The organism is Aliterella sp. E5.1, from assembly GCF_057473825.1.
This window is the reverse complement of sequence record NZ_JBYCCV010000014.1, coordinates 26,369-47,238: the sequence shown is the minus strand read 5'-3', so window position 1 is coordinate 47,238 and position 20,870 is coordinate 26,369. Positions and strand designations below refer to the sequence as shown.

At 44.2% G+C, this 20,870-nt stretch carries 16 protein-coding genes; 11 read left to right on the top strand and 5 right to left on the bottom strand.

The genetic code is table 11. The features are described from left to right. Nucleotides 1–31 precede the first annotated feature (31 nt). The gene (locus AC2VE5_RS07675; RefSeq protein ID WP_486887178.1) at nucleotides 32–2,092 is read right to left on the bottom strand and encodes a DICT sensory domain-containing protein; all 2,061 of its coding nucleotides are present in this window, start codon (nucleotides 2,090–2,092) and stop codon (nucleotides 32–34) included. 462 nt (nucleotides 2,093–2,554) lie between these two features. Here AC2VE5_RS07675 and AC2VE5_RS07670 point away from each other — a divergent pair, with 462 nt between their 5' ends. From AC2VE5_RS07670 to pgmB, 3 genes are all read left to right on the top strand, one after another. Next, nucleotides 2,555–3,595, top strand: coding sequence for a glycosyltransferase family 4 protein (locus AC2VE5_RS07670; RefSeq protein WP_486887177.1), 1,041 nt, complete (start codon nucleotides 2,555–2,557; stop codon nucleotides 3,593–3,595). A 464-nt stretch (nucleotides 3,596–4,059) separates the two neighbouring features. Beyond that, a complete protein-coding gene (locus AC2VE5_RS07665; RefSeq protein ID WP_486887176.1) occupies nucleotides 4,060–6,309 on the top strand; it encodes an amylo-alpha-1,6-glucosidase in 2,250 nt (749 codons plus the stop codon). 143 nt (nucleotides 6,310–6,452) lie between these two features. After that, nucleotides 6,453–9,437, top strand: a complete 2,985-nt coding sequence (pgmB, locus tag AC2VE5_RS07660; RefSeq protein WP_486887175.1) for a beta-phosphoglucomutase — start codon at nucleotides 6,453–6,455, stop codon at nucleotides 9,435–9,437. 68 nt (nucleotides 9,438–9,505) lie between these two features. Here the strand turns inward: pgmB and AC2VE5_RS07655 are convergent, their stop codons facing one another. After that, entirely contained in the window at nucleotides 9,506–9,790 is a 285-nt protein-coding gene (locus AC2VE5_RS07655; protein WP_486887174.1) for a hypothetical protein, read from the bottom strand. Continuing rightward, entirely contained in the window at nucleotides 9,787–10,212 is a 426-nt protein-coding gene (locus AC2VE5_RS07650; RefSeq protein ID WP_486887173.1) for a YncE family protein, read from the bottom strand. Before AC2VE5_RS07650 ends, AC2VE5_RS07655 begins: the two co-directional genes overlap by 4 nt. Before the next feature lie 770 nt (nucleotides 10,213–10,982). Here AC2VE5_RS07650 and AC2VE5_RS07645 point away from each other — a divergent pair. Beyond that, nucleotides 10,983–11,774 carry a fumarylacetoacetate hydrolase family protein gene (locus tag AC2VE5_RS07645; protein ID WP_486887172.1) on the top strand — a complete coding sequence of 264 codons (792 nt, stop codon included), beginning with the start codon at nucleotides 10,983–10,985 and terminating at the stop codon, nucleotides 11,772–11,774. Here AC2VE5_RS07645 and AC2VE5_RS07640 read toward each other — a convergent pair. Both AC2VE5_RS07640 and AC2VE5_RS07635 read right to left on the bottom strand, forming a co-directional pair. Beyond that, nucleotides 11,771–12,235, bottom strand: a complete 465-nt coding sequence (locus AC2VE5_RS07640; protein ID WP_486887171.1) for a Tic20 family protein — start codon at nucleotides 12,233–12,235, stop codon at nucleotides 11,771–11,773. The two genes, AC2VE5_RS07645 and AC2VE5_RS07640, sit on opposite strands and share 4 nt — an antisense overlap. An 82-nt stretch (nucleotides 12,236–12,317) precedes the next feature. Beyond that, nucleotides 12,318–12,515 (bottom strand): hypothetical protein, encoded by a 198-nt coding sequence (locus AC2VE5_RS07635; RefSeq protein WP_486887170.1) that lies wholly within the window; start codon nucleotides 12,513–12,515, stop codon nucleotides 12,318–12,320. 249 nt (nucleotides 12,516–12,764) lie between these two features. On the opposite strand from AC2VE5_RS07635, the gene glyA reads away from it, so the two are divergent. The 7 genes from glyA to AC2VE5_RS07600 all read left to right on the top strand — a co-directional run bounded on the left by glyA (nucleotide 12,765) and on the right by AC2VE5_RS07600 (nucleotide 20,813). Next, a complete protein-coding gene (gene glyA / locus AC2VE5_RS07630; protein WP_486887169.1) occupies nucleotides 12,765–14,048 on the top strand; it encodes a serine hydroxymethyltransferase in 1,284 nt (427 codons plus the stop codon). Between the two features lie 131 nt (nucleotides 14,049–14,179). After that, nucleotides 14,180–15,226, top strand: a complete 1,047-nt coding sequence (locus AC2VE5_RS07625) for a glycosyltransferase family 4 protein (protein WP_486887168.1) — start codon at nucleotides 14,180–14,182, stop codon at nucleotides 15,224–15,226. Between the two features lie 40 nt (nucleotides 15,227–15,266). Further along, complete coding sequence (locus AC2VE5_RS07620) at nucleotides 15,267–16,538, top strand: competence/damage-inducible protein A (RefSeq protein WP_486887167.1); 1,272 nt, start codon at nucleotides 15,267–15,269, stop codon at nucleotides 16,536–16,538. Nucleotides 16,539–16,731: 193 nt separating this feature from the next. Continuing rightward, complete coding sequence (locus AC2VE5_RS07615; RefSeq protein ID WP_486887166.1) at nucleotides 16,732–16,869, top strand: hypothetical protein; 138 nt, start codon at nucleotides 16,732–16,734, stop codon at nucleotides 16,867–16,869. Between the two features lie 9 nt (nucleotides 16,870–16,878). After that, nucleotides 16,879–17,355: a type II 3-dehydroquinate dehydratase gene (gene aroQ / locus AC2VE5_RS07610; RefSeq protein WP_486887165.1), complete on the top strand. Its 477-nt coding sequence runs from the start codon at nucleotides 16,879–16,881 to the stop codon at nucleotides 17,353–17,355. Nucleotides 17,356–17,411: 56 nt separating this feature from the next. Continuing rightward, nucleotides 17,412–18,227: an ADP-ribosylglycohydrolase family protein gene (locus tag AC2VE5_RS07605; RefSeq protein ID WP_486887164.1), complete on the top strand. Its 816-nt coding sequence runs from the start codon at nucleotides 17,412–17,414 to the stop codon at nucleotides 18,225–18,227. Between the two features lie 135 nt (nucleotides 18,228–18,362). After that, nucleotides 18,363–20,813: an HD family phosphohydrolase gene (locus AC2VE5_RS07600; protein WP_486887163.1), complete on the top strand. Its 2,451-nt coding sequence runs from the start codon at nucleotides 18,363–18,365 to the stop codon at nucleotides 20,811–20,813. Nucleotides 20,814–20,870: the final 57 nt, after the last annotated feature.

Sequence of the window (20,870 nt, the reverse complement as noted above, 5' to 3'; positions counted from 1 at the left end):
ACTATGTTAGGAACTGTAACAGTTTGACCAATTACTTCCTCACTTTTTTGCTACTACGTGGCGTTGCGAGCTTAGTAATAGCAATCGGAATAGTAAAATGAAATTCACTGCCGCGATCTTTCCCCTCAGACTTTGCCCAAATTTGACCGCCCCACCCATTGACAATTTGGCGACAAATCGCCAATCCCAACCCTGTACCGCCTACAGTCCGGCGCAAAGAACCTTCTTCTTGATAAAAGCGATCGAATACAAGTTCTAGGCGCCCATTTTCAATGCCGCGTCCGGTATCGGTTACTGTAACTTCGAGGGTTTGCTCATCCCGGCAAGCGGCGCTAATAGTAATTTCTCCCTGGGGGGGAGTAAATTTACTAGCATTATCTAACAACTTAGATATTACTTCTACTAGCCAATCTCCATCGGCTCTAACTAAAGGCAAATCCTCTGATACTAAACTTGTAATTTTGGGTTGGGCTGCCATCGCCGCGCGGCTACGAGTCCGACTTAAGGCAAGTTCGACGCATTCTTCCAAAGACAACGATTCGGGATGCCACTGGACTTGTCCGCTTTCAAGAGACGAAAGAGTTAAAAAGTCCTGTACCAGTTTTCGCATCCGCTCCGAGTCCGATAAAGCGGTACTGAGCATGACTTGACGCAATTCCCAGGGCATATCTGGCTCGGTGGCGAGGCTTTCTAGGCAAACTTGAATTGTAGATAAAGGAGTACGCAATTCGTGACCTGTAATGGCTATTAAGTTGCTGCGAGTGCGATCAAGGGCTTCTAGTTGCCCGTTGAGGTCTTCTAAATTAGCATACGCCTCGGCTTGAATTAAGGCGGCTCCGATTTGAGTTGCAACTTTTTCTACTAATGCCACTTCATTTTCTTGCCAGGGGTAGGGCGGATCGCTGCAATGATGCAACTCTATTATTCCGAGTAGCTTAGACTGGTACAGCACGGGAACCATAAGCCAAGAACGAACGGCAAAGCGCTGGACAAGCCCTTGTAGAGCCACAGAATTGGTAGCGCGATCGTCGATTTGGGTATCGGAAATCGCAATACTTTCTTGTTGCTGGATTATTTCTTGAAATAAAGGGTGCTGTTGCAGTTGCAAAGCTTGCCCAGCAACGGATGGGACTGAAGAATTTAAAAACTCATGAGTAATAGTTGCTGTAGTTTCCGTTGCTCCCGCGCGGTAGATCAAACAGCGACACACCAACAGCGCTTGTCCTAATTCTTCCACCGCCACCGAGAGAATTTCTTGGGGATGCAAAGGTTGACCGTTGTTGCTTCCGCGCCGGATAGCTGCCGTAATTGAGTTGACTAGGCGCTCTTTACGTTCTTGCTCGGCGATGGAACCGTAAGCTTTTAATAACTTATATTGTCCTGCTTGCAGGTAAGTAACCAAACGCTGTACGAAGGGATCGGGGTCGATATTCGAGAACCCAAGTTCTGGTGCAGTTTTAGACAATAATGAGGCTTTATTAGAATTTCTTAGCGATTTACGCTTATTAGGACGCTCTAAACCAAAACTCTCCCGTACTTGCTCAACTTTGCTGGCTAATTCTGGTCGATAGCTCAATATTCTTGCTAATAATAATTCTGCGGCTTTAAAACTAACTTGGCGATCGCTCGTCCATATACCTTCAAATTGGCGCGAGGGATCGACATCAAAACTACCGGGCAAAGGCGACTTTTTTTTTGTCGGATTCATAAACCGCTCCCTGCATACCAAGCAAGTGGCGTATTGCTTACCAATTATGATCAAATGCCATTCTTGACTCAAAGCATCTTTCAAGTCAAAGGCGATCGTCTCATAAAAACCCGAAGCATTAGTAAAATCAGTTTCTAATGCTGATAGCACGTAAACTTGATCTGTTCTTTGGGCAATTCGCTTATAACGATGAGCTTCTTGGCGATAGTAACGTTCGCGTTGAAAACTCGCAATTACTAAAGGATGGTCTGTCGTAGCGGCTAACACCTGGTCTTCCATTGCATGGGAGAGAGCGGTTAAGGAAGCCTTGAAATAAAGCTGAGGTCGAAGTTGGGGTATGGCGTTTAGCAGATCGCTCAACACGGAAACCGTAGAAATGCTCATAGCTGTCTTTAATTCTTTGCATCTAACTACTTTCCAGTTGCCGATCGCGCCAAGTACAGCAAAGAACTTGCTTTACTTGTTATAGCCATCTGGAATCGGAAATCATGGCGGCTAGGAATACAAAACCGCCATAAATAATCTTCTTTATTTATCCTACCTAAGAAGCGTAAAGTCTTTTACCTTTGCTCCATAGGCAATAAATTCTCAAATTCAATCTAAAATCTATATTTGCTATACCCGTCAATGTTATATCTTCTGTAAGGAATTGCTGGCGATTAGCTTTTTGCGGGTAGCCAATTTTATTGACCCCCCCTTGCGAGTATTTGCGATCTCAAAAGAAACAGCTATAGCTTTAGTAAAGAGGGTTTCTCTAACCTAGGGCAACACTATCGCAGGCAGTTCACGATCAAAAGCAAGAGTTTTAGCTAAACAACTTTTGCTATTTTTTGTCTCTATTAAAATATGAAAATTGCTCAAATTGCTCCATTGTGGGAGCGCGTCCCTCCTTTTCGCTATGGCGGTATTGAACTGATTGTCAGTTTGCTTACCGATGAATTAGTCCGCCGGGGTCATGAAGTTACTTTGTTTGCTTCTGGAGACTCAATTACAACAAGCAAGCTCAAATCCGTCCACGAACAAGCTCTGAGGCTCGATCCTAGCATTAAAGAGCCAGGACTTTACGAACAAATGATGCTGTACGAAGTGTATAGACAAGCACATCACTTTGATATTATTCATTCCCATGTTGGCTGTGCGGCACTTCCCTATAGCAGTTTTGTCAAAACTCCTACGGTTCATACCATGCATGGTATATTTACCCCGGACAATGAAAAAATGTTTCGTCAGTTTGCATGGCAGCCTTATATCAGTATTAGCGAAGCACAAAGAGAACCTCGTCTGGGCTTAAACTATATTCATACGGTTTACAACGGCATTGATACTAAAGCTTATCCTTTTTCTCCCCAGCCTACCCAACCTGCCTATCTTGCTTTTGTAGGCAGGCTTTCGCCAGAAAAAGGACCTTTGCAAGCAATTGAAATTGCTCGTGCTAGTGGTCTGCCATTAAAAATGGCAGGTAAGATTGATGCAGTCGATCGCGTTTTTTACGCCGAACAGTTAGAATCGCACATTGACGGCGAGCAAATTCAGTATTTGGGGGAAGTTTCCCACGATGAAAAAGTTGCGCTTTTAAGCGGTGCTACGGCGACTTTGTTTCCAATTACCTGGCGCGAACCTTTTGGGCTGGTGATGATTGAATCGATGGCAACGGGTACGCCTGTAATTGGGATGGCGCTGGGTTCTGTTGCCGAAGTTATTGCCCACGAGAAGACAGGTTTTGTTTGTCATTCTCTAGAAAAAATGATTGAGTCCGTTCCCTTAGTTAGTAAAATAGATCGTCAAACTTGCCGGGATTATGTTGTCAATCATTTTAGTGTGGAATCGATGACTGACGAGTATATCAGAGCTTTTGGCATGGTACTAACTCCATCATCTAAAAACTAGAAAAGTAAGCTCAAAAAACAGGATATCTGTTTGAGCCTAGGAGTAGGAGCGAATCTATTACTATTCCCTACTCCTTACTTTGAACAGAGGTTAAAGCTAAGACTATTGCCAACTTTTGACTATTTGTAAAAAGTTGACAGGTTGTGTATAAATATTAAACATCTTTACAATAGTTTGTAAGCTTTAATTTAGAATGACGGACTGGCGTAGAGTAAAAGCTTCAGTACGTAAGAGAAATCAAGCTGGAGGTAGCCCAAAAAACTTAAAAACTTAACTTTTGATCATGAAAAAAAATGTAGATTTTTTACTTATCCTGATAAGAAGTAAAGATTACTAAACTTGGCACTTATCAAGATCTGAAGACAAGAATTTTACTTTCAATTTTTAAGTTGTTAACAGTGTAGAGCTTTGCTCCCCTAGTTCAGCGAAGGAAAAACCAACCCTAGAAAGCGGAAATCTTGGCAATGACAGCAGATACGCTCATGACACCAGAGAAAATTACTATTGACGGTCTTACTTTTGTCCCTGCTCAGGAAGCACCGATTACCGAGTGGCCCTGCGTAATCAGCGAACGACCGCAGCCGACACTGACAATCAAAGATGACGATATATTTTTAGTTACGGATACGCTAGGGAATATTTCTGGCTGTTTAATGGACGATCGCACCGCTAGTATGGGGCTATTTTGCAACGATACTAGGTTCCTTAGTCGATTGGAACTGCAAATAGAAGGGCGAAGTCCAGTATTGCTCAGCAGCACTGCCGAAAAAGGATTTTTACTATCGATTCTCTGTACAAATCCCCATATCGAAGATCGCTTAAAACCAGATACCCTAGGGATTCGCCGCGAAATTGCTGTTAGTGGAGCGCTATTTGAAGAAATAGAAGTTTCAAATTACAGTACAAGTCCAGTTAGCTTTGAAATTAGCATTAGTTTCAACGCCGATTTTGTTGATTTATTTGAAATTAGAGGCGCTCACCGAGAAAAACAAGGAAAACTCCTAAGAGCAGTCCCCCCAAGCTATGAAGACAACGGGCTGCCTAACCTTACAGAACTAAGGCTTGCTTATCAAGGCTTGGACAAATCGTTGATGCAATCAGTTGTTGAGTTTCAGCATCGCCCGCCCGATCTCTTTAAAGGCTATACAGCGCTGTGGCAAATTGAACTAGGTTCTCACGAAACGCAAAAATTGGGTTACAGATTGCGAATGTTACTCAATAATGCTTCCGCATCGACAATTGCGATCGCTCCTGTCACCCTAGGACAAGCTAAAGCGGCAGAATCTTTAGAAGAAAAGCATTGGGACGAACAAATTACGCAAATTCGCTCCGACAAAGCCACTTTTAACCGCGTAATTGAACGGGCAGAACAAGACTTGTATCTGCTGCGTCAAAGTTTTGGCAAACATAAAACCGTAGCCGCCGGAGTACCCTGGTATTCAACATTGTTTGGCAGGGATTCTTTAATCACCGCCTCGCAAACTTTGATGCTCAACCCAGAAATCGCCAAAGAAACTTTAACTCTATTAGCTGTTTATCAAGGCAAAGTAGAAGACGAGTGGCGCGAAGAAGAACCTGGTAAAATTCTTCACGAATTGCGCCAAGGAGAAATGGCGCGTTGCCAAGAGATTCCTCACACGCCCTATTACGGAACCATTGACGCTACTCCTTTGTGGTTGATGTTATACGCGGAGTATTACGCTTGGACCTATGACAAAGAGACTTTAGATAAGTTGTGGAGTAATGCAATTGCCGCCATGGACTGGATTGATCGCAATAGCAAAGAAACAGGCTACCTTGGCTACTTGCGTAAATCGCGGCGCGGACTTGCAAACCAAGGATGGAAAGATTCGGGAGACTGCATTGTCAATCGCCAAGGCGAACTTGCGACTGGACCAATTATCTTGTCTGAAGTGCAAGCTTATACCTATGCTGCCAAAGTTCGACTAGCAGAAATTGCCCGGATGAAAAAGCGCATCGACTTAGCTGATCGCTGGTTGGACGAAGCTAAAGAACTTAAAACCCGATTTAACCGTGACTTTTGGATGGAAGACCAACATTTTTGTGCGTTGGCTTTAGATGGAGAAGGACATCAAGTAGACAGTATTACATCAAATCCCGGTCACTGTTTGCACTTGGGCATTCTTACTGACGAAAGAGCGCGTAGCGTAGCTGAAAGACTAAGAGCGCCAGATATGTTTAATGGTTGGGGCATTCGGACGCTAAGTAGTTTGTCTCCAGCTTATAACCCCATGGGCTACCATATCGGTTCGGTATGGCCTCACGATAATTCCCTGATTGCAATGGGATTGCGGAGTTTAGGACTTATCGAACAAGCTTTAGAAGTATCGCAAGGATTGCTAGACATGACTTTAGCCCAGTCTTACGAGCGTCCTCCAGAATTATTTTGCGGCTACAAGCGTAACGGAGATAATACTCCCGTGCAGTATCCTGTTGCCTGCACTCCCCAAGCGTGGGCTACCGGGAGTATCTTTCAGTTGTTGCACATGATGGTGAACTTAGTGCCGGATGCGGTAAATAACTGCTTGCGGATTATTGACGCGGCGCTACCGGAATCGATCAATCAGTTGTCTGTACACAACTTGCGCGTTGGCAATACAATCCTTGACTTAGAATTTGAACGTTCCGGCAGCACCACCGCCTGTCGCGTTGCTAGAAAACGCGGAAACCTGCGCGTCGTCATTGAAGCCTAAAGAAAGAGCAGATAAAATTTCTCAAACCCTATCTGTTGCGTTTTGTAAACTTTTCGCAACAATAGGCAAGAAATTTAGCTTCGAGGGAATGCTAAAAAAGCAATCTTTACACTAAACAAATTACTTAGTGAGATATACAAGTCATGGATCGAAACGCTTGGAACGTCATTGAAACAGAATTTTCGTCATCAGAATTACACCATAAAGAAACGCTGTTTACTATTGGAAACGGCTACCTAGCAACGCGCGGTACTTTTGAGGAAGGCTATCCCGGCGCAAACGTTACTACATTTATTCATGGCGTGTACGATGACGTTCCTGTCGTTTATAGCGAGTTAGCTAATTGTCCTGACTGGCTCTCACTCCAAATTACAATTGCTGGCGAAGTTTTTAGCCTCGCCCAAGGCGAAGTGTTGGAATACACGCGCCAATTAGACTTGCACTGGGGCATATTAAGCCGCTATGTACTGTGGCGCAGCCCCGCAGGCAATACCGTGAAGCTGCATTTTGAGCGCCTCGCCAGCATGGCAGACGAGCATTTGCTAGTGTTGCGCTGCCAAGTGACACCGATAGATTTTACGGGAGTAATAGAAGTAAACGCTAGTCTTAGCGCCTCTCCTGACAATCAAGGAGTCAAGCACTGGGAATTGTTGGACGCAGGAGGAGCAGACAATAGTACATGGTTGCATTTGCGCACTCTGAAGTCTGAGATAGAACTTGGCATGGCAACAAAACTAAATTGTTCGGCGGCTACAAGTGTAGAAGTAAGACTAGAACCAAAAGGCAACCCAGGGGTGCAGGCAAAATTTACTGCCCAAAAAGGTCAAACTGTTACTTTAGAGAAAATAGTTACGGTTTTTACCTCTAGGCAGGTTGCTCAGCCGACTCTAGCCGCTAAAGAGCGCCTAGCAAGTCTCAAGAGCTATACAACTTTGTTGGCGGCTCATGGAGCCGTGTGGGAAGAACTATGGCGCGATTGCGATGTCATAATTGAAGGCGATCGCACGGCTCAACTTGCTATTCGCTACAACTTATTTCAACTCCTGATTGCCGCACCCCGTCACGACGATAGAGTCAGCATTCCTGCCAAAACTTTATCTGGCTACGCATATCGCGGTCACGTATTTTGGGATACCGAAATATTTATTGTCCCTTTCCTTACCCTCACGCAACCCCAAGTAGCGCGAAATTTGCTCTCTTACCGCTACCACAATTTAGATGGCGCTAGACGTAAGGCTGCCGAAGCAGGCTATGAAGGCGCAATGTATCCTTGGGAGAGTGCTGGTACGGGAGATGAAGTAACTCCCCGATGGGTAACAGGTCCCGAAGGCGAGCCTGTACGAATTTGGTGCGGCGATATTGAGTTGCACATTACAACGGACGTAGCTTATGGAGTCTGGCAATATTGGCAAGCAACAGGCGACGAGCATTGGATGCAACAACAAGGAGCCGAAATTATCCTCGATACTGCCGTATTTTGGGGTAGCCGCGTTGAATGGAATAGGGAGCGTCAATGTTATGAAATTCGCGATGTCATTGGCCCTGACGAAAACCACGAACACGTAGACAATAACGCTTTTACTAACCGCATGGTGCAGTGGCACATGGAAACTGCTATGGGGGTATTAGATTGGCTGCAAGCAAACTATCCGTCCAAAGCAACAGAGCTAGAACTAAAACTAAATCTCAACCCCCAACGCTTGGAGCGCTGGCATCACATCGCTCAACACCTAGTCGTACTGCACGACCCCGAAACTGGATTAATCGAGCAATGTGAAGGATTTTTTGACTTAATAGATGTAGATTTGTCTGAGTATGAAGGGCGAAATACATCAATGCAAGCACTTTTGGGTATTGAACCAACCAACCAACGGCAAATACTCAAGCAGCCAGATGTGTTGATGTTGCTATACTTACTACGCCAACTACCATTAAAAACACCCCTTGCAAATCGAGAAGATCGCGCTCTACTTCGTACCAACTGGGATTACTACACCCCTCGCACCGATCACACCTACGGATCTTCCCTAGGTCCTGCAATCCACGCTATTTTAGCTTGTGACTTGGATCTGTGTACCGAAGCCTACGAGCATTTTATGCGGGCAGCTTTAGTAGATCTTAAAGATGTACGGGGCAACGCTCACGAAGGCATTCACGCCGCTTCTACGGGTGGCGCTTGGCAGGCAGTAATTTTTGGTTTTGCGGGAGTACGTTTGACCCAAACTGGACCAATGGTTGACACTCCCCACTTGCCCCCTGGTTGGACGCGCTTGAATTTTAAACTCCACTGGCACGGGCAGTGTTATGAATTCGACTTATCAAATACCGACGGCATAACAAAGGTAAAAGTGGTAAACATCAATAACAGTGAAGAATCGATCCAAGTTGGTAACGAAAAGCTACCAGAGACTTTGAGCAATGTAGAGACACCTGCTTTTACGGAATTACCAATTAAAGGTGTAATTTTTGACTTGGACGGCGTGTTGACAGATACTTCTGAGTATCATTATCGGGGCTGGAAACAGTTGGCAGATGAAGAAGGTATTGCTTTCGATCGCCAAGCTAATGAAGCGATGCGCGGTTTGGCAAGGCGCGATTCCTTACTGCACTTGCTAGGAAGTCGCCCTGCTAGTGAAGACCAAATTCAGGCGATGATGGCGCGGAAAAACAGCTACTATGAGGCATTTATTCAAGACTTGAGTGCGGCGGATTTACTACCCGGAGTATTGCCTTTACTAGATGAATTACACGCTGCGGGGGTGAAAGTAGCAATTGGATCTTCAAGTAAAAATGCTCATTTGGTAACTCAGTTATTGGGAATTAGCGATCGCATTCACGCAATTAGTGATGGCTACAGTGTCGAGCGCCACAAACCCGCACCCGATGTATTTCTTCATGCTGCTATGCAGCTAGGACTAGATCCATTAGAATGCGTAGTTGTAGAAGATGCGGCAGCAGGCGTTGAGGCTGGTTTAGCGGCGGGGATGTTGGTTGTAGGACTTGGACCTGTAGAGCGATTTGCCGCCGCCCACGTTATCCGCGATAACTTGGTTGGCTTTTCTTGGAGCGATTTATTAGTGTCACTGGAAGCAACTAAGATTATTTGCTTACCAATGGCTGTTAGCTAATAATTACACTGAATTGCCTACCAAAACTACTAATGTTTTGGTGGGTATTGCTAGATCGAAGTTTATTTTTACAATGAATTTAGTTGCTTGCGGCGGTTTGCCTTACGTTGCAAAGCACCACCTACAAATAAACCACCAAAGGCTGCTACACCTAACATAGAAGAAGGTTCGGGAACAGGAAAATTGGCAGTGGTAAGGTAGGTAGGTCTATCTAAACCCCCACTACCAGCAGCAATAAAGTCTCCCAAATAGTCCCCGGTATCACCATCGTACTGTTTGACACTATCAGTCCCGAAGTTACTAACGAATAAGTTGCCATTTTCTCCAATAGCTACGTCTTGAGGACTGCTCAATCCACCGCTACCACTGTCAACAAATGATGTATCAGCAGTTCCTGTAGCCAAATCGATTCGACCGACGGTGGAAAAATCAATAAATCAATATAGAAGATATTGCTACCAGTCGCAGCTATACTTCTTGGGCTAAGAAATTGGACTTGGATAGGAAGACCGCGCACAAACTCTCCTGTTGTTAGATCGTACTCAGAGATACCACCACTATTGAAGCGAGTGCTAGATGAACTGATGAAAAGATTGTTATCTGGTCCCCCAATAGCTACATCGACAGGTTGAGGTCCTGATATTGTAGAACTTATAGGACCAGTAGATATAGTATTTAGCAGTTCTCCGGTAGTGGTGTCATATTGCAACACACCGCTACTTCGTCCCCCTGGAACTCCGGGTACTTCTGAACCAGGGAGATTACTGCTGACCACAAATAAACTACCATCTGTACAAAAGTTAAACCTTGGGGAGAAAGTAACCCGCTAGTAGACGTTGCAAAATCGCCAATATACTCGCCTGTTGAGCCGCTATACTCCTTAATACTGTTAGTGCTTTGGCTACTAACAAAGAGATTCCCGTTTAGTCCTACAGCCAAACCTTGAGGATTTGACAGTCCACCACTACCAGGAATGACGAAATCTCGGATATATGCCCCGGTTGTTTCGTGATAGTGTTTGATAGAGTTATCACCACCGCTACCTACAAGTAAAGCTGCTTAGGCAGGTATAGTAGCTGCGCTAATTGCCGCTAAAATAGCCAGTGTGATTGAGGACTTACCTAAGTCACTGAGCATTGGGGTGTTCTTAAAATTTGTGGTTAATGTTTACATGAGCCAAATTTAATGCACTCGTCCAGTACAAAGTACCAACCATTAAATATTTTTGTCAATAAAGTTTAAGGTAGATTTTTTAATGATTAAATAAGGCTTATTAGGAGCTAAAGGAAAATTGCGATCGCACTTGTATCAATCTAGAGATGCCTGAGTCACTATAGTTCTTGAGTAGCAGTAAGCCCGGTCAATTGACTCAGGGCTAGGGCTAACTTATTTGGTTCGATGGGCTTAGAAAGATGCTTTTGGAAACCTGAAGATATTGCGCGGTGACAGCTAGAGTAAACAATTAAATAGGCAAAAAATATCAGGGTAAAACTCCTAACCTATGGCTCAACAATTGGAACCAACCTTTAAGTAGGAAGATGATTTATGGTGCATCGCTACATCCGAGTTCAAGACTTGCAGGGACGAATTTATTATGGCTTATTGCAACTTAACCAAAGCGTACAAGTATTAGACGCTCCGCCGTGGTTGCAAGGACAACCTATAGACTTAGAATTAGAACCAGAGCGCTATCAAGTTCTCGCTCCCTGCGCTCCTTCAAAAATCGTTGCCGTTGGTAAAAATTATGTAGACCACGCCGCCGAAATGGGTACAGCTGTACCTAAAGAGCCTTTGTTATTTTTGAAGCCCTCTACAGCGATTATCCCGACAGCTACAGCTATTGTGTATCCGCCTCAATCCCAAAGGGTAGACTACGAGGGAGAGTTGGCATTAGTAATTGGCGATCGCACGTCTTTCTGTACCCCCGCCGAAGCTCATAATAAAATCTGGGGTTATACCATTGCTAACGATGTGACCGCGCGGGACTTGCAGCAAAAAGATAGCCAGTGGACAAGAGCTAAAGGCTTTGATACTTTTTGTCCTTTAGGACCCTGGATTGTCCGCGAATTGAATGCTGCTGCTACTTTACAAACTTTTCTCAACGATAATCCGCAGCCCGTACAATCATCCTCCATTGAGCGGATGGTATTTTCCCCTGACTTTTTGGTTGCTTATATCAGTCAAGTCATGACCTTACTACCAGGAGATGTGGTGATTACAGGTACGCCGTCAGGAGCCGGCGCATTGCAAATAGGCGATCGCATCCGTGTAGAAATTGAAGGAATTGGGCGCTTAGAAAATACTGTGATTCGCCAACGCCCCGGAGTTTTTGTTTAGCGCACTTGCATATAAACCGCTTCTGAAATTACGGGAACTTCCGCGTAACGACCTAACGCTGATTGGACGATCGAATAGCCAACGGCGGCAACTAAACCTATAAATATTGTATTGCTGAGAATTTCGCCAGCAAAACTAGCCCCAAAAATTTGCAAGCCGAAGCTACACAAAACCAAGACAATATCAATAAGAATTGCCTGCATTGTATTAAAACGAATGAAATGAGCAATAGATTCGTTTCGCACCACTAACAAAAACAAGGCAAAAAAGACTATTAAGCCAGCAAAAGGAACGCTTGTATAGATTTGGATTAAAGGAAACAGAGGTGTAAACGCTAAAGTTAACGCCGGAACCTGCTGAAATAAATAACTGCCAAAGGTTAATCCTTCAACTAAAGGCAGTAAATAAGGTAAGCAGGCAAAAATACGCTCTTTGATTGTTGTAGATCCGCGCAAACTCATTGTTGCGTTCTCCTGAAAATTATGTCTAATAAATTTAGGATAACGCAGATAATCAATGGCTTTGTGCGTTTTGGAATTCGCCTTATTCAATATTAGCGATGCGAAAACCCATTAAGCACTGATATTGTTCTGGCTGCTCGACAGCGACTTTACTTATAGCTCGACCGCAGCGCAAAATACCATTACTCCAACGGGGCTGACCCGTGCGATCGGCAAGCAAACAGCTTGGACAAACGTGCTGAGGAGCAAGGATTTGATTTTCCATCAAAATCACTAACATCCCAATTTCTCCAGTATGATCTTAACTCCAGTTAAGTCTATTTTAGGGTAATGACCAAAATAGATTGTGAGAAAAAATACATACTTTAATATGCTTAGGGCTTGACGAATAAGCATTGGTAGCCTAGAAGAGCGCAAATTAACAGGTTATGATGAATTATTCGGCAATGTAGAATTGGTGGTTGGCTGCGATTACTTTTTGCCTTGCTAAAAAAATTAAACCTTTGTGAAATTTCTAGGGATAGCCCCAGTGAGCCTAAATAACTTAGATATTCTTGCCCAAACCGATAGTGCGATCGCCAATTTAATTAATGAAGAACTCCAACGTCAGCGCGACCATTTGGAGCTAATCGCCAGTGAAAATTTTACCTCGTCGGCGGTACTTGCTGCCCAAGGTTCCGTACTCACAAATAAATACGCGGAAGGCTTACCAGGGAAGCGCTACTACGGTGGCTGCGAGTACGTAGATAAAATTGAACAGATAGCCATCGACCGAGCCAAGCAGCTATTTGGAGCCGCTCATGCCAACGTGCAGCCTCATTCAGGAGCGCAGGCAAATTTTGCCGTCTTCCTGACGCTGCTAGAGCCTGGAGATACAATTATGGGCATGGATTTGTCCCACGGCGGACACCTCACCCACGGCTCTCCTGTAAATGTATCAGGGAAGTGGTTTAAAGTTTGTCACTATGGCGTAAACAAAGAAACCGAACAGCTAGATTACGAGCAAATTCGGGAACTAGCGTTGCAACACCGCCCCAAACTATTAATTTGCGGTTATTCAGCTTATCCCCGGATTATTGACTTTGCCAAGTTTAGACAAATAGCTGACGAAGTAGGAGCTTATTTACTAGCCGATATTGCTCACATCGCTGGCTTGGTAGCGAGCGGGCTTCATCCTAACCCCATCCCTCACTGTCATGTTGTTACCACTACTACCCACAAGACTTTACGAGGACCTAGAGGTGGTTTGATCTTGACGGGGGATGAGGAATTGGGTAAGAAGCTAGATAAATCAGTTTTTCCCGGCACTCAGGGAGGGCCTTTAGAACACGTTATTGCTGGTAAAGCGGTAGCTTTTGGCGAAGCTTTGAGCAAAGATTTTAAAGTTTACTCCGCTCAAGTAATTGACAACGCTCGGACTATGGCAACTCAATTACAACAAAGAGGCTTCAAGATTGTTTCTAACGGCACGGACAATCATTTGATGTTAGTTGATTTACGCTGCATCGACATGACAGGGAAAGAGGGCGACCGATTAGTTAGCGGTGTCAATATCACTGCAAATAAAAATACCGTTCCCTTCGATCCGCAGTCGCCTTTTGTGACAAGTGGCTTGCGCCTAGGTACGCCTGCTATGACAACTAGGGGCATGGGAACAACTGAATTTGTAGAGATTGCCAATATCATTAGCGATCGCTTGCTCAATCCCCAAGACGAAACTGTAGCTCAAGATTGCCGAAATCGGGTAGCCGCACTATGCGATCGCTTTCCCTTATACCTCCACCTGACAATTCCCGTACCTGCTTTGGTCTAAGCTTTGAGACGTTCCTAGGGAACGTCTCTCTACAATTTTATTGAAGCAAGGCAGTATCTTAGTGCCTTAACTGTAGTAAAATGATGGCAATTTTGCCCAAAAATCCTATATCGGCAAGTCATTGGTAGCAGATGCCTTATCAGTTCTATCATCTCATTGCCTTTCTCGTCTCTGCCTTAGTAGTAATTTGGACTACACCCGTAGTCAAAACTATTGGGATCAAAAGCGGCAAAGTTGACGTACCAGGCGATCGCAAAGTTCATCAGCGTCCTATGGTGCGTTTGGGGGGCGTATCAATCTTTCTTGGCTCCCTAATTGCCCTACTAATTGTCTGGTGGTCTGGAGGCTTTGGGATTCTCCCCCCAGAAACTGAGTGGGAAATCTGGGGCGTTACTCTGGGGGGATTAGCTTTTTTTGCAATCGGCTTAGCTGACGATTTATTTAACTTATCGCCTTTCTTGCGCCTGCTATTGCAAATTATCTTTGCTACTTTAGCTTGGGCAATGGGTGTACATATTGACTTCCTCAGCATTCCTTTTGTTGGGCTAGTACAAATGGGCTGGCTGAGTTTGCCCATTACAGTAATTTGGCTTGTAGGCATGGCAAATGCCATTAATTGGATTGATGGCTTAGATGGATTGGCGGCAGGAGTATCGGGTATTGCGGCGGTAGTAATGTTGATTGTGACCCTATCTATGCAGCAAAGCGCGGCGGCATTAATTGCAGCAGCTTTAGCTGGGGGAGCATTGGCATTTTTGCGCTACAACTTCAACCCCGCGCAAATTTTTATGGGCGATGGTGGAGCTTACTATATGGGCTTTACCTTAGCTGGAGTAGGAGTAGTAGGATTAGTTAAAGGCACGGCGGTAACGGCGGTACTACTGCCCTATGTAATTTTTGCTGTACCGATTGTAGATATGTCTACCGTAATTTTTACTCGGCTGCGTAAAGGAAAATCACCTTTTCTAGCAGACAAAACCCATCTCCATCACCGTTTGCTGCAAGCTGGTTTGTCTCATCGTTTAACTGTGTTATTTATTTATGCCTTAACTTTGTGGGTTGGTAGTTTGGCGTTAGCCTTTGCTGGTATACCGAGCGGCATTGCTTACGCCTTGGCTGCAACTTCCTTGCTTAGTTACGCTAGTTGGCACGCTTGGCGGCACGCTCGGCAATCTTAACTATTGGTATTACCTAGCCAAATTCAGCTAAAAATTATTTATGAGCGCGGAAATTATTTGTGTGGGAACGGAGTTATTGCTAGGCAGCATACTTAATAGCAACGCTCAGTTTTTAGCTACCGAATTAGCACTTCTAGGTATTAGTCACTACTACCAAACAGTAGTTGGCGATAATCCAAGTAGAATCAAGCAGGTTATAGAAACTGCAATTTCTAGGACAGAAGACGCTTCAAAACAAGCCCAAGTGCTAATTTTTACGGGTGGACTTGGACCAACCCCCGACGATCTTACCCACGAAACTCTAGCAGATTTTTTTGGCGTAGCTTTGGTAGAACATCTCGAAATTGTTGCCGATATTACTAATAAATATGCCCAGCGCGATCGCCAAATGACCCCTAGCAACCGCAAGCAGGCGTTGCTACCTCAAGGCGCGGAGGTTTTGCCCAACCTGAGCGGAACCGCCCCTGGAGTCATCTGGGAACCCCGTCCTGGACTAATTATTTTTACCTTCCCTGGCGTACCTTCAGAAATGCGCCAGATGTGGACGCAAAGTGCTGTTCCTTATCTGCAAAGTCGCGGCTTTGGTCAACAAATTATTTACAGCCGGACTTTGAAGTTTTGGGGCATTACCGAATCGGCTTTAGCTGAAAAAGTTGCGCCCTTTTTTGACTTATCTAATCCTACGGTTGCCCCTTACGCCAGTTTGGGAGAAGTAAAATTGCGGGTTTCTGCCCTTGCCCCTTCTATCTCCCAAGCGCGGGAAATAGTGCATCCGGTAGAAGAAAAATTAAAGTTAATTGCTGGAAAATACTACTTTGGCGCAGACGATGACACTCTAGCATCGGTTATTGGGCAATTGCTCCTTGCCTCTAGTCAGACTCTAAGCGTCGCAGAGTCTTGCACGGGCGGCGGACTAGGACAAATGTTAACTACTGTACCTGGAAGTTCGCAGTATTTTCTCGGTGGCGTAATTTCTTATGACAATCAGGTAAAAACTTCTTTGCTCAAAGTTGATAGTCAAGACTTGGCAGCAAATGGCGCAGTGAGTGCTGTGGTTGCCAAGCAAATGGCGTTGGGAGTAAAAAATCTGCTGGGTACTACCTGGGGCTTGAGTATTACGGGCATTGCAGGTCCCGATGGTGGTAGCGACAATAAGCCAGTGGGGCTAGTATATATCGGGTTAGCAACAGAAAATACTACAGTAAAAAGCTTTGAATTTCGCTTTGGGGCAACAAAAGACCGCGCTTTGATTCGTCATCTCAGTATTTGTAGCGCCCTCGATTGTCTGCGTCGTCAACTATTAAGAGCATAATTTCCCTTAATAGTTTAAGATATATGTATAAATGTTAAAAAGATTAATTTTAAATTTATTTGCCTATCTTTAGCGAGATGAACTTGCTCAAGAGCCGGATGATAAGCTTAAGATAATCTAATGTGTCGTAAGATTTCGTTATTTTTGACGTAGATTAGAAAACTAAACAGATTTTGTAGGAGCGATCGCTACAATGGACTACATTGAAAAGGTACTGGAAAAAGTAAAAGACTGGGCGCGGAAGCTGATAGAAACCTTATTGGGACCAGAAGCAGAGCCAGAACCAGAACTTATCCCCATTCCTGTAAACGACAGGGTGCGTCGTCGTTAGTGTAGTATTGTGCAGGCAGAACAATTACTGTTTAGTATTTTAGTGCTACATGGACCCAACCTAAATCTTCTGGGCAAACGCGAACCAGGGATTTATGGGGTAGTAACCTTGGACGAAATTAATCGCTTGTTAGTTGCTGAGGCATCAACGTTGCAAGCGAGGGTTTCTCCTATGCAATCAAACCATGAAGGCGAACTAATTGACGCTATTCATAACGCCAACGAACATCAAGGAATTGTAATTAACGCTGGTGCGTATACCCACACCAGTGTAGCGATTAGAGATGCAATTTCCGCCGTCAAGTTGCCTACGGTAGAAGTGCATTTGAGTAATATCTACCAGCGCGAAGCTTTTCGCCATCACTCGTATATTGCGCCCGTCGCCATTGGACAAATTAGCGGATTTGGCGCAGAAAGTTATCGTTTAGGATTGCAAGCACTGATTAATCATTTAAAAGCACAACAAGCCGCAGAAAATAATAAGTAAATTTGCTTAATGCTGATAATTTGACGCTCAACTACAAGTTTTGGTAATTTGACCCTATGCGTTACTCAATAACTAGCCGATTTTACGGCACTTTATTAGGCGCAACTTTGGGAGAACAGATTAATCAGTCAAACATCGCCAAAGTAATCGTTTCAGGAGTGCAAAGTTTGGTAGAACTAGGCAGATTTGAGCGCGAAAGCTGGCTAGAAAAGCTTTCACTACCACAATTAACGCCCTTGCAAACTATTATTGCAACTCTACCCTTAGCTCTTTTTTACCACGATAACAAAATTAAATTGCGGCAAAACTTACTGTCTGTAGCAGGTAGTGAGCAGAAGCAACTCATTATTCAACAGAGCATATTAGCTTTAGGGTACGCGATCGCTCAAGCTTTGACAGAGCAACTTGTGCCACGTAAATTAATTCCTCAGATAGTTACATATATAGACGCTCCAAATACTGACTTGACAGACAAATTGATGCAAGTGCAGGTACTATTAGAGCAAAAAGCCGGAATAGACAAAACTATTAACCAAATAACGCCAAATAGCGATCGCCTAACTATATCCATCGCCTTAGCATTTTATTATTTTTTGAGTACAGTAGAAGACTTTTACCTAAGTGTAAACAGGAGTAGGAAATCGCCCTGGACAAGCAGTGCTATTGTTGGCGCACTCTCCGGCGCTTACAATAGCGCCTTAAATATTCCTGTTAGTTGGCAAATAACACTTTTAGCCTCCCAACCTAGTGCTAAAACAGAAATGTTACAATTATCAGATTCTCTATTTGCTGTATGGTCAGGAGCATACGACAGCAAAGCAAAACTAATATCCACGGCAGTTGCTGCACCGCGCGTTATTCGGTTTCGTTAAGCAACTTATATTGAGAAAGAATGTAATTTTAGTAAAGCGCGATCGCAATTAGCGTGCCTAGCTATAGTGTTACTACCAGAACCAATAACCAAAAATTTCTGTTTACTTTTTAGTTGCTGATGGCGATTTTAGTTGATGAAAAAGCTGCGCTTGTTTGAATTTCAAAAGCACAAAAGGCGACAACAACAGTTGTTAGTCCAAACAAGTGTAAGCACAGACCAAAAGACAAAAAGATTGACATTTTGGGTTCCTACCGTTGCTGCTTGGTTGAAACTATGGCAGGGGCTAAAAAAGTATCATGCTACAGTGATTTTTTGTTTAGCGGCGATCGCCATAACTACAGTTTTGGGGCATAGATTTTACAATCAACCGAAATTAGCGATAGGAACAATTGCCCCGCAGACAATCACCGCCCCTTATAGCGAGCGCGTCGAAGATATTGAAACAACAAAAGCCGAACGCAAAGCTGCCCGAACTGTCGCCACACCCATATTAAAGCTCGATCGAGCCGTAACCCAGCAAATTCAAACCCAACTGCAAGAGGTTCTCGATAGAAGTAACGAAAGTCGGTTGACCGCAGGGAACTTTCCTTTTGTAGAAAGATCGGTATTATCAATTTCAGTGCAACGATATCTGCGTAGCTGTCCAGACTCTGAGTGGAAATTAGTATTAACAACTTTTAAAGCTCAAACATCTGCCAAAAATAAGCCAATAGTGCTAGGAGAAAAAGCAAATAACACCGCCGCCGAAGCCGTTATAGAACTGCAAGCCTATAGTTGGAGAACTACACCCGCAACGGTTGACAAGTTAATTGGAAAAATAGCTCAAATCCGTCAGCAGTACGCTCAAGCAAAAACAATACTCGCTCAAAATCCTAGCAATATCAATTTATTATCAGACAACTTGCTGCTGTCATTGTCCGATGACGAATGGAAAAAAATGCGATCGGCAATCAATAGCAGTGCAGAACGCATCTTAACGCAAGGAATTGCCCCAGGACTACCGCCAGACATTATCAAAGCAACAATAGATGTCCAATTGCGATCGCTAGATACTAATGAAACATCATTACCAAAACAACCCGCCGAATTATGGGCAAGGGAACTGCTAATTAGTGTTTTGCAACCAAACTTGGTTGAAGACATTGCCAAAACAAAACATCAAGCCGAGCAAGCTGCCTTAGCTGTAAATACCGTAGTGATAGAAGTACAGCAAGGGGAAACTATTGTCAAAGCCGGGCAAAAGATCGACCACACAGCCTTTGTGTTGTTAGATCGTTTTGATTTGAGTCGGCGGGAAATTAACTGGTATGGCTTGCTCCAACTGGGAAGTTTTGTAACTGGAGCGGTAGGCTTTTTTGCCCTGATCGAACGACAACTAAGTTGTAATTTGCACGATCGCGACCGCATTTTAATATTGTTGCTAACTTTAAGTACCATTGCCCTGACAACTTTAGGCGTAGACTACACAAGCTTGCCAGCAATCGGCTTGTTATTAGGTAGCTTTTACGGGGGTTGGTTGGGGTTTACAGTTACCGCTTTAGTAACGTTATTATTGCCAGGAAGCTTGGGCATCGATCTAGATTATTTGCTGGCTGGAGCCGCCGGGGGCGCACTTGCTAGTAGTGTGGCAGGAAAAATGCGATCGCGCGAAGAATTAGCTTTGTTAGGGGTTGCCGTTGGTTTAATTGAATTTGCCGCCTTTGTGCTGATAGATTTTATTTTTAATGAAAATAATATTGGCTGGTACGCGCGATCGCAACAAGCGGGATTAGTCGGACTTTCGGGATTAGCGTGGAGTATTGTCGCCATTGGCTTAAGCCCTTACCTAGAGTATCTTTTTGATCTGGTAACTCCTATTCGCCTTGCAGAACTTGCCAACCCCAATCGACCGCTTTTAAAACGTCTAGCAACTAACGCTCCTGGTACTTTTCAACATACTTTATTCGTATCAACTTTAGCGGAGGCGGCAGCCAAAGAACTCTGTTGTAACGTTGAATTAGTTAGAGCAGGTACGTTTTATCACGATATTGGCAAACTACATGACCCCCAGGGATTTATAGAAAATCAAATGGGTGGACCAAATAAGCACGACCAAATCAATAACCCTTGGTCGAGTGCGGAAATTATCAAAAAGCACGTCAGCGAAGGCTTAGTTATGGCAAAGAAATATCGTTTGCCCAAAGCCGTCAGGGCATTTATTCCCGAACATCAAGGCACAATTTTAATTGCTTATTTTCACTACCAAGCGCAGCAATTAGCCGCCGCCGAAGTAGATAACCCGTCGGTCGTTGTAGTAGACGAACAAGATTTTCGTTACGATGGACCTATTCCTCAATCGCCAGAAACTGGGATTGTGATGTTAGCAGACGCTTGCGAAGCGGCTTTGCGCAGTCTAAAAGATGCAACTTATGAAGAAGCCTTAGCAATGGTTAATAAAATTTTGCGATCGCGCTGGCAAGATAATCAAATGCTAGATTCGGGGCTAACCCGCGCCCAAATGTCTCGGATCGCCGAGGTTTTTGTTGAAGTTTGGCTGCAATTTCATCACAAGCGGATTGCCTACCCCAAAGCCTGCGATCGCTGAGTAAATGGTAGTTTTCTGCGCTCTATAAAATACTAAATTTCTTTCCCCCCTTGCCAA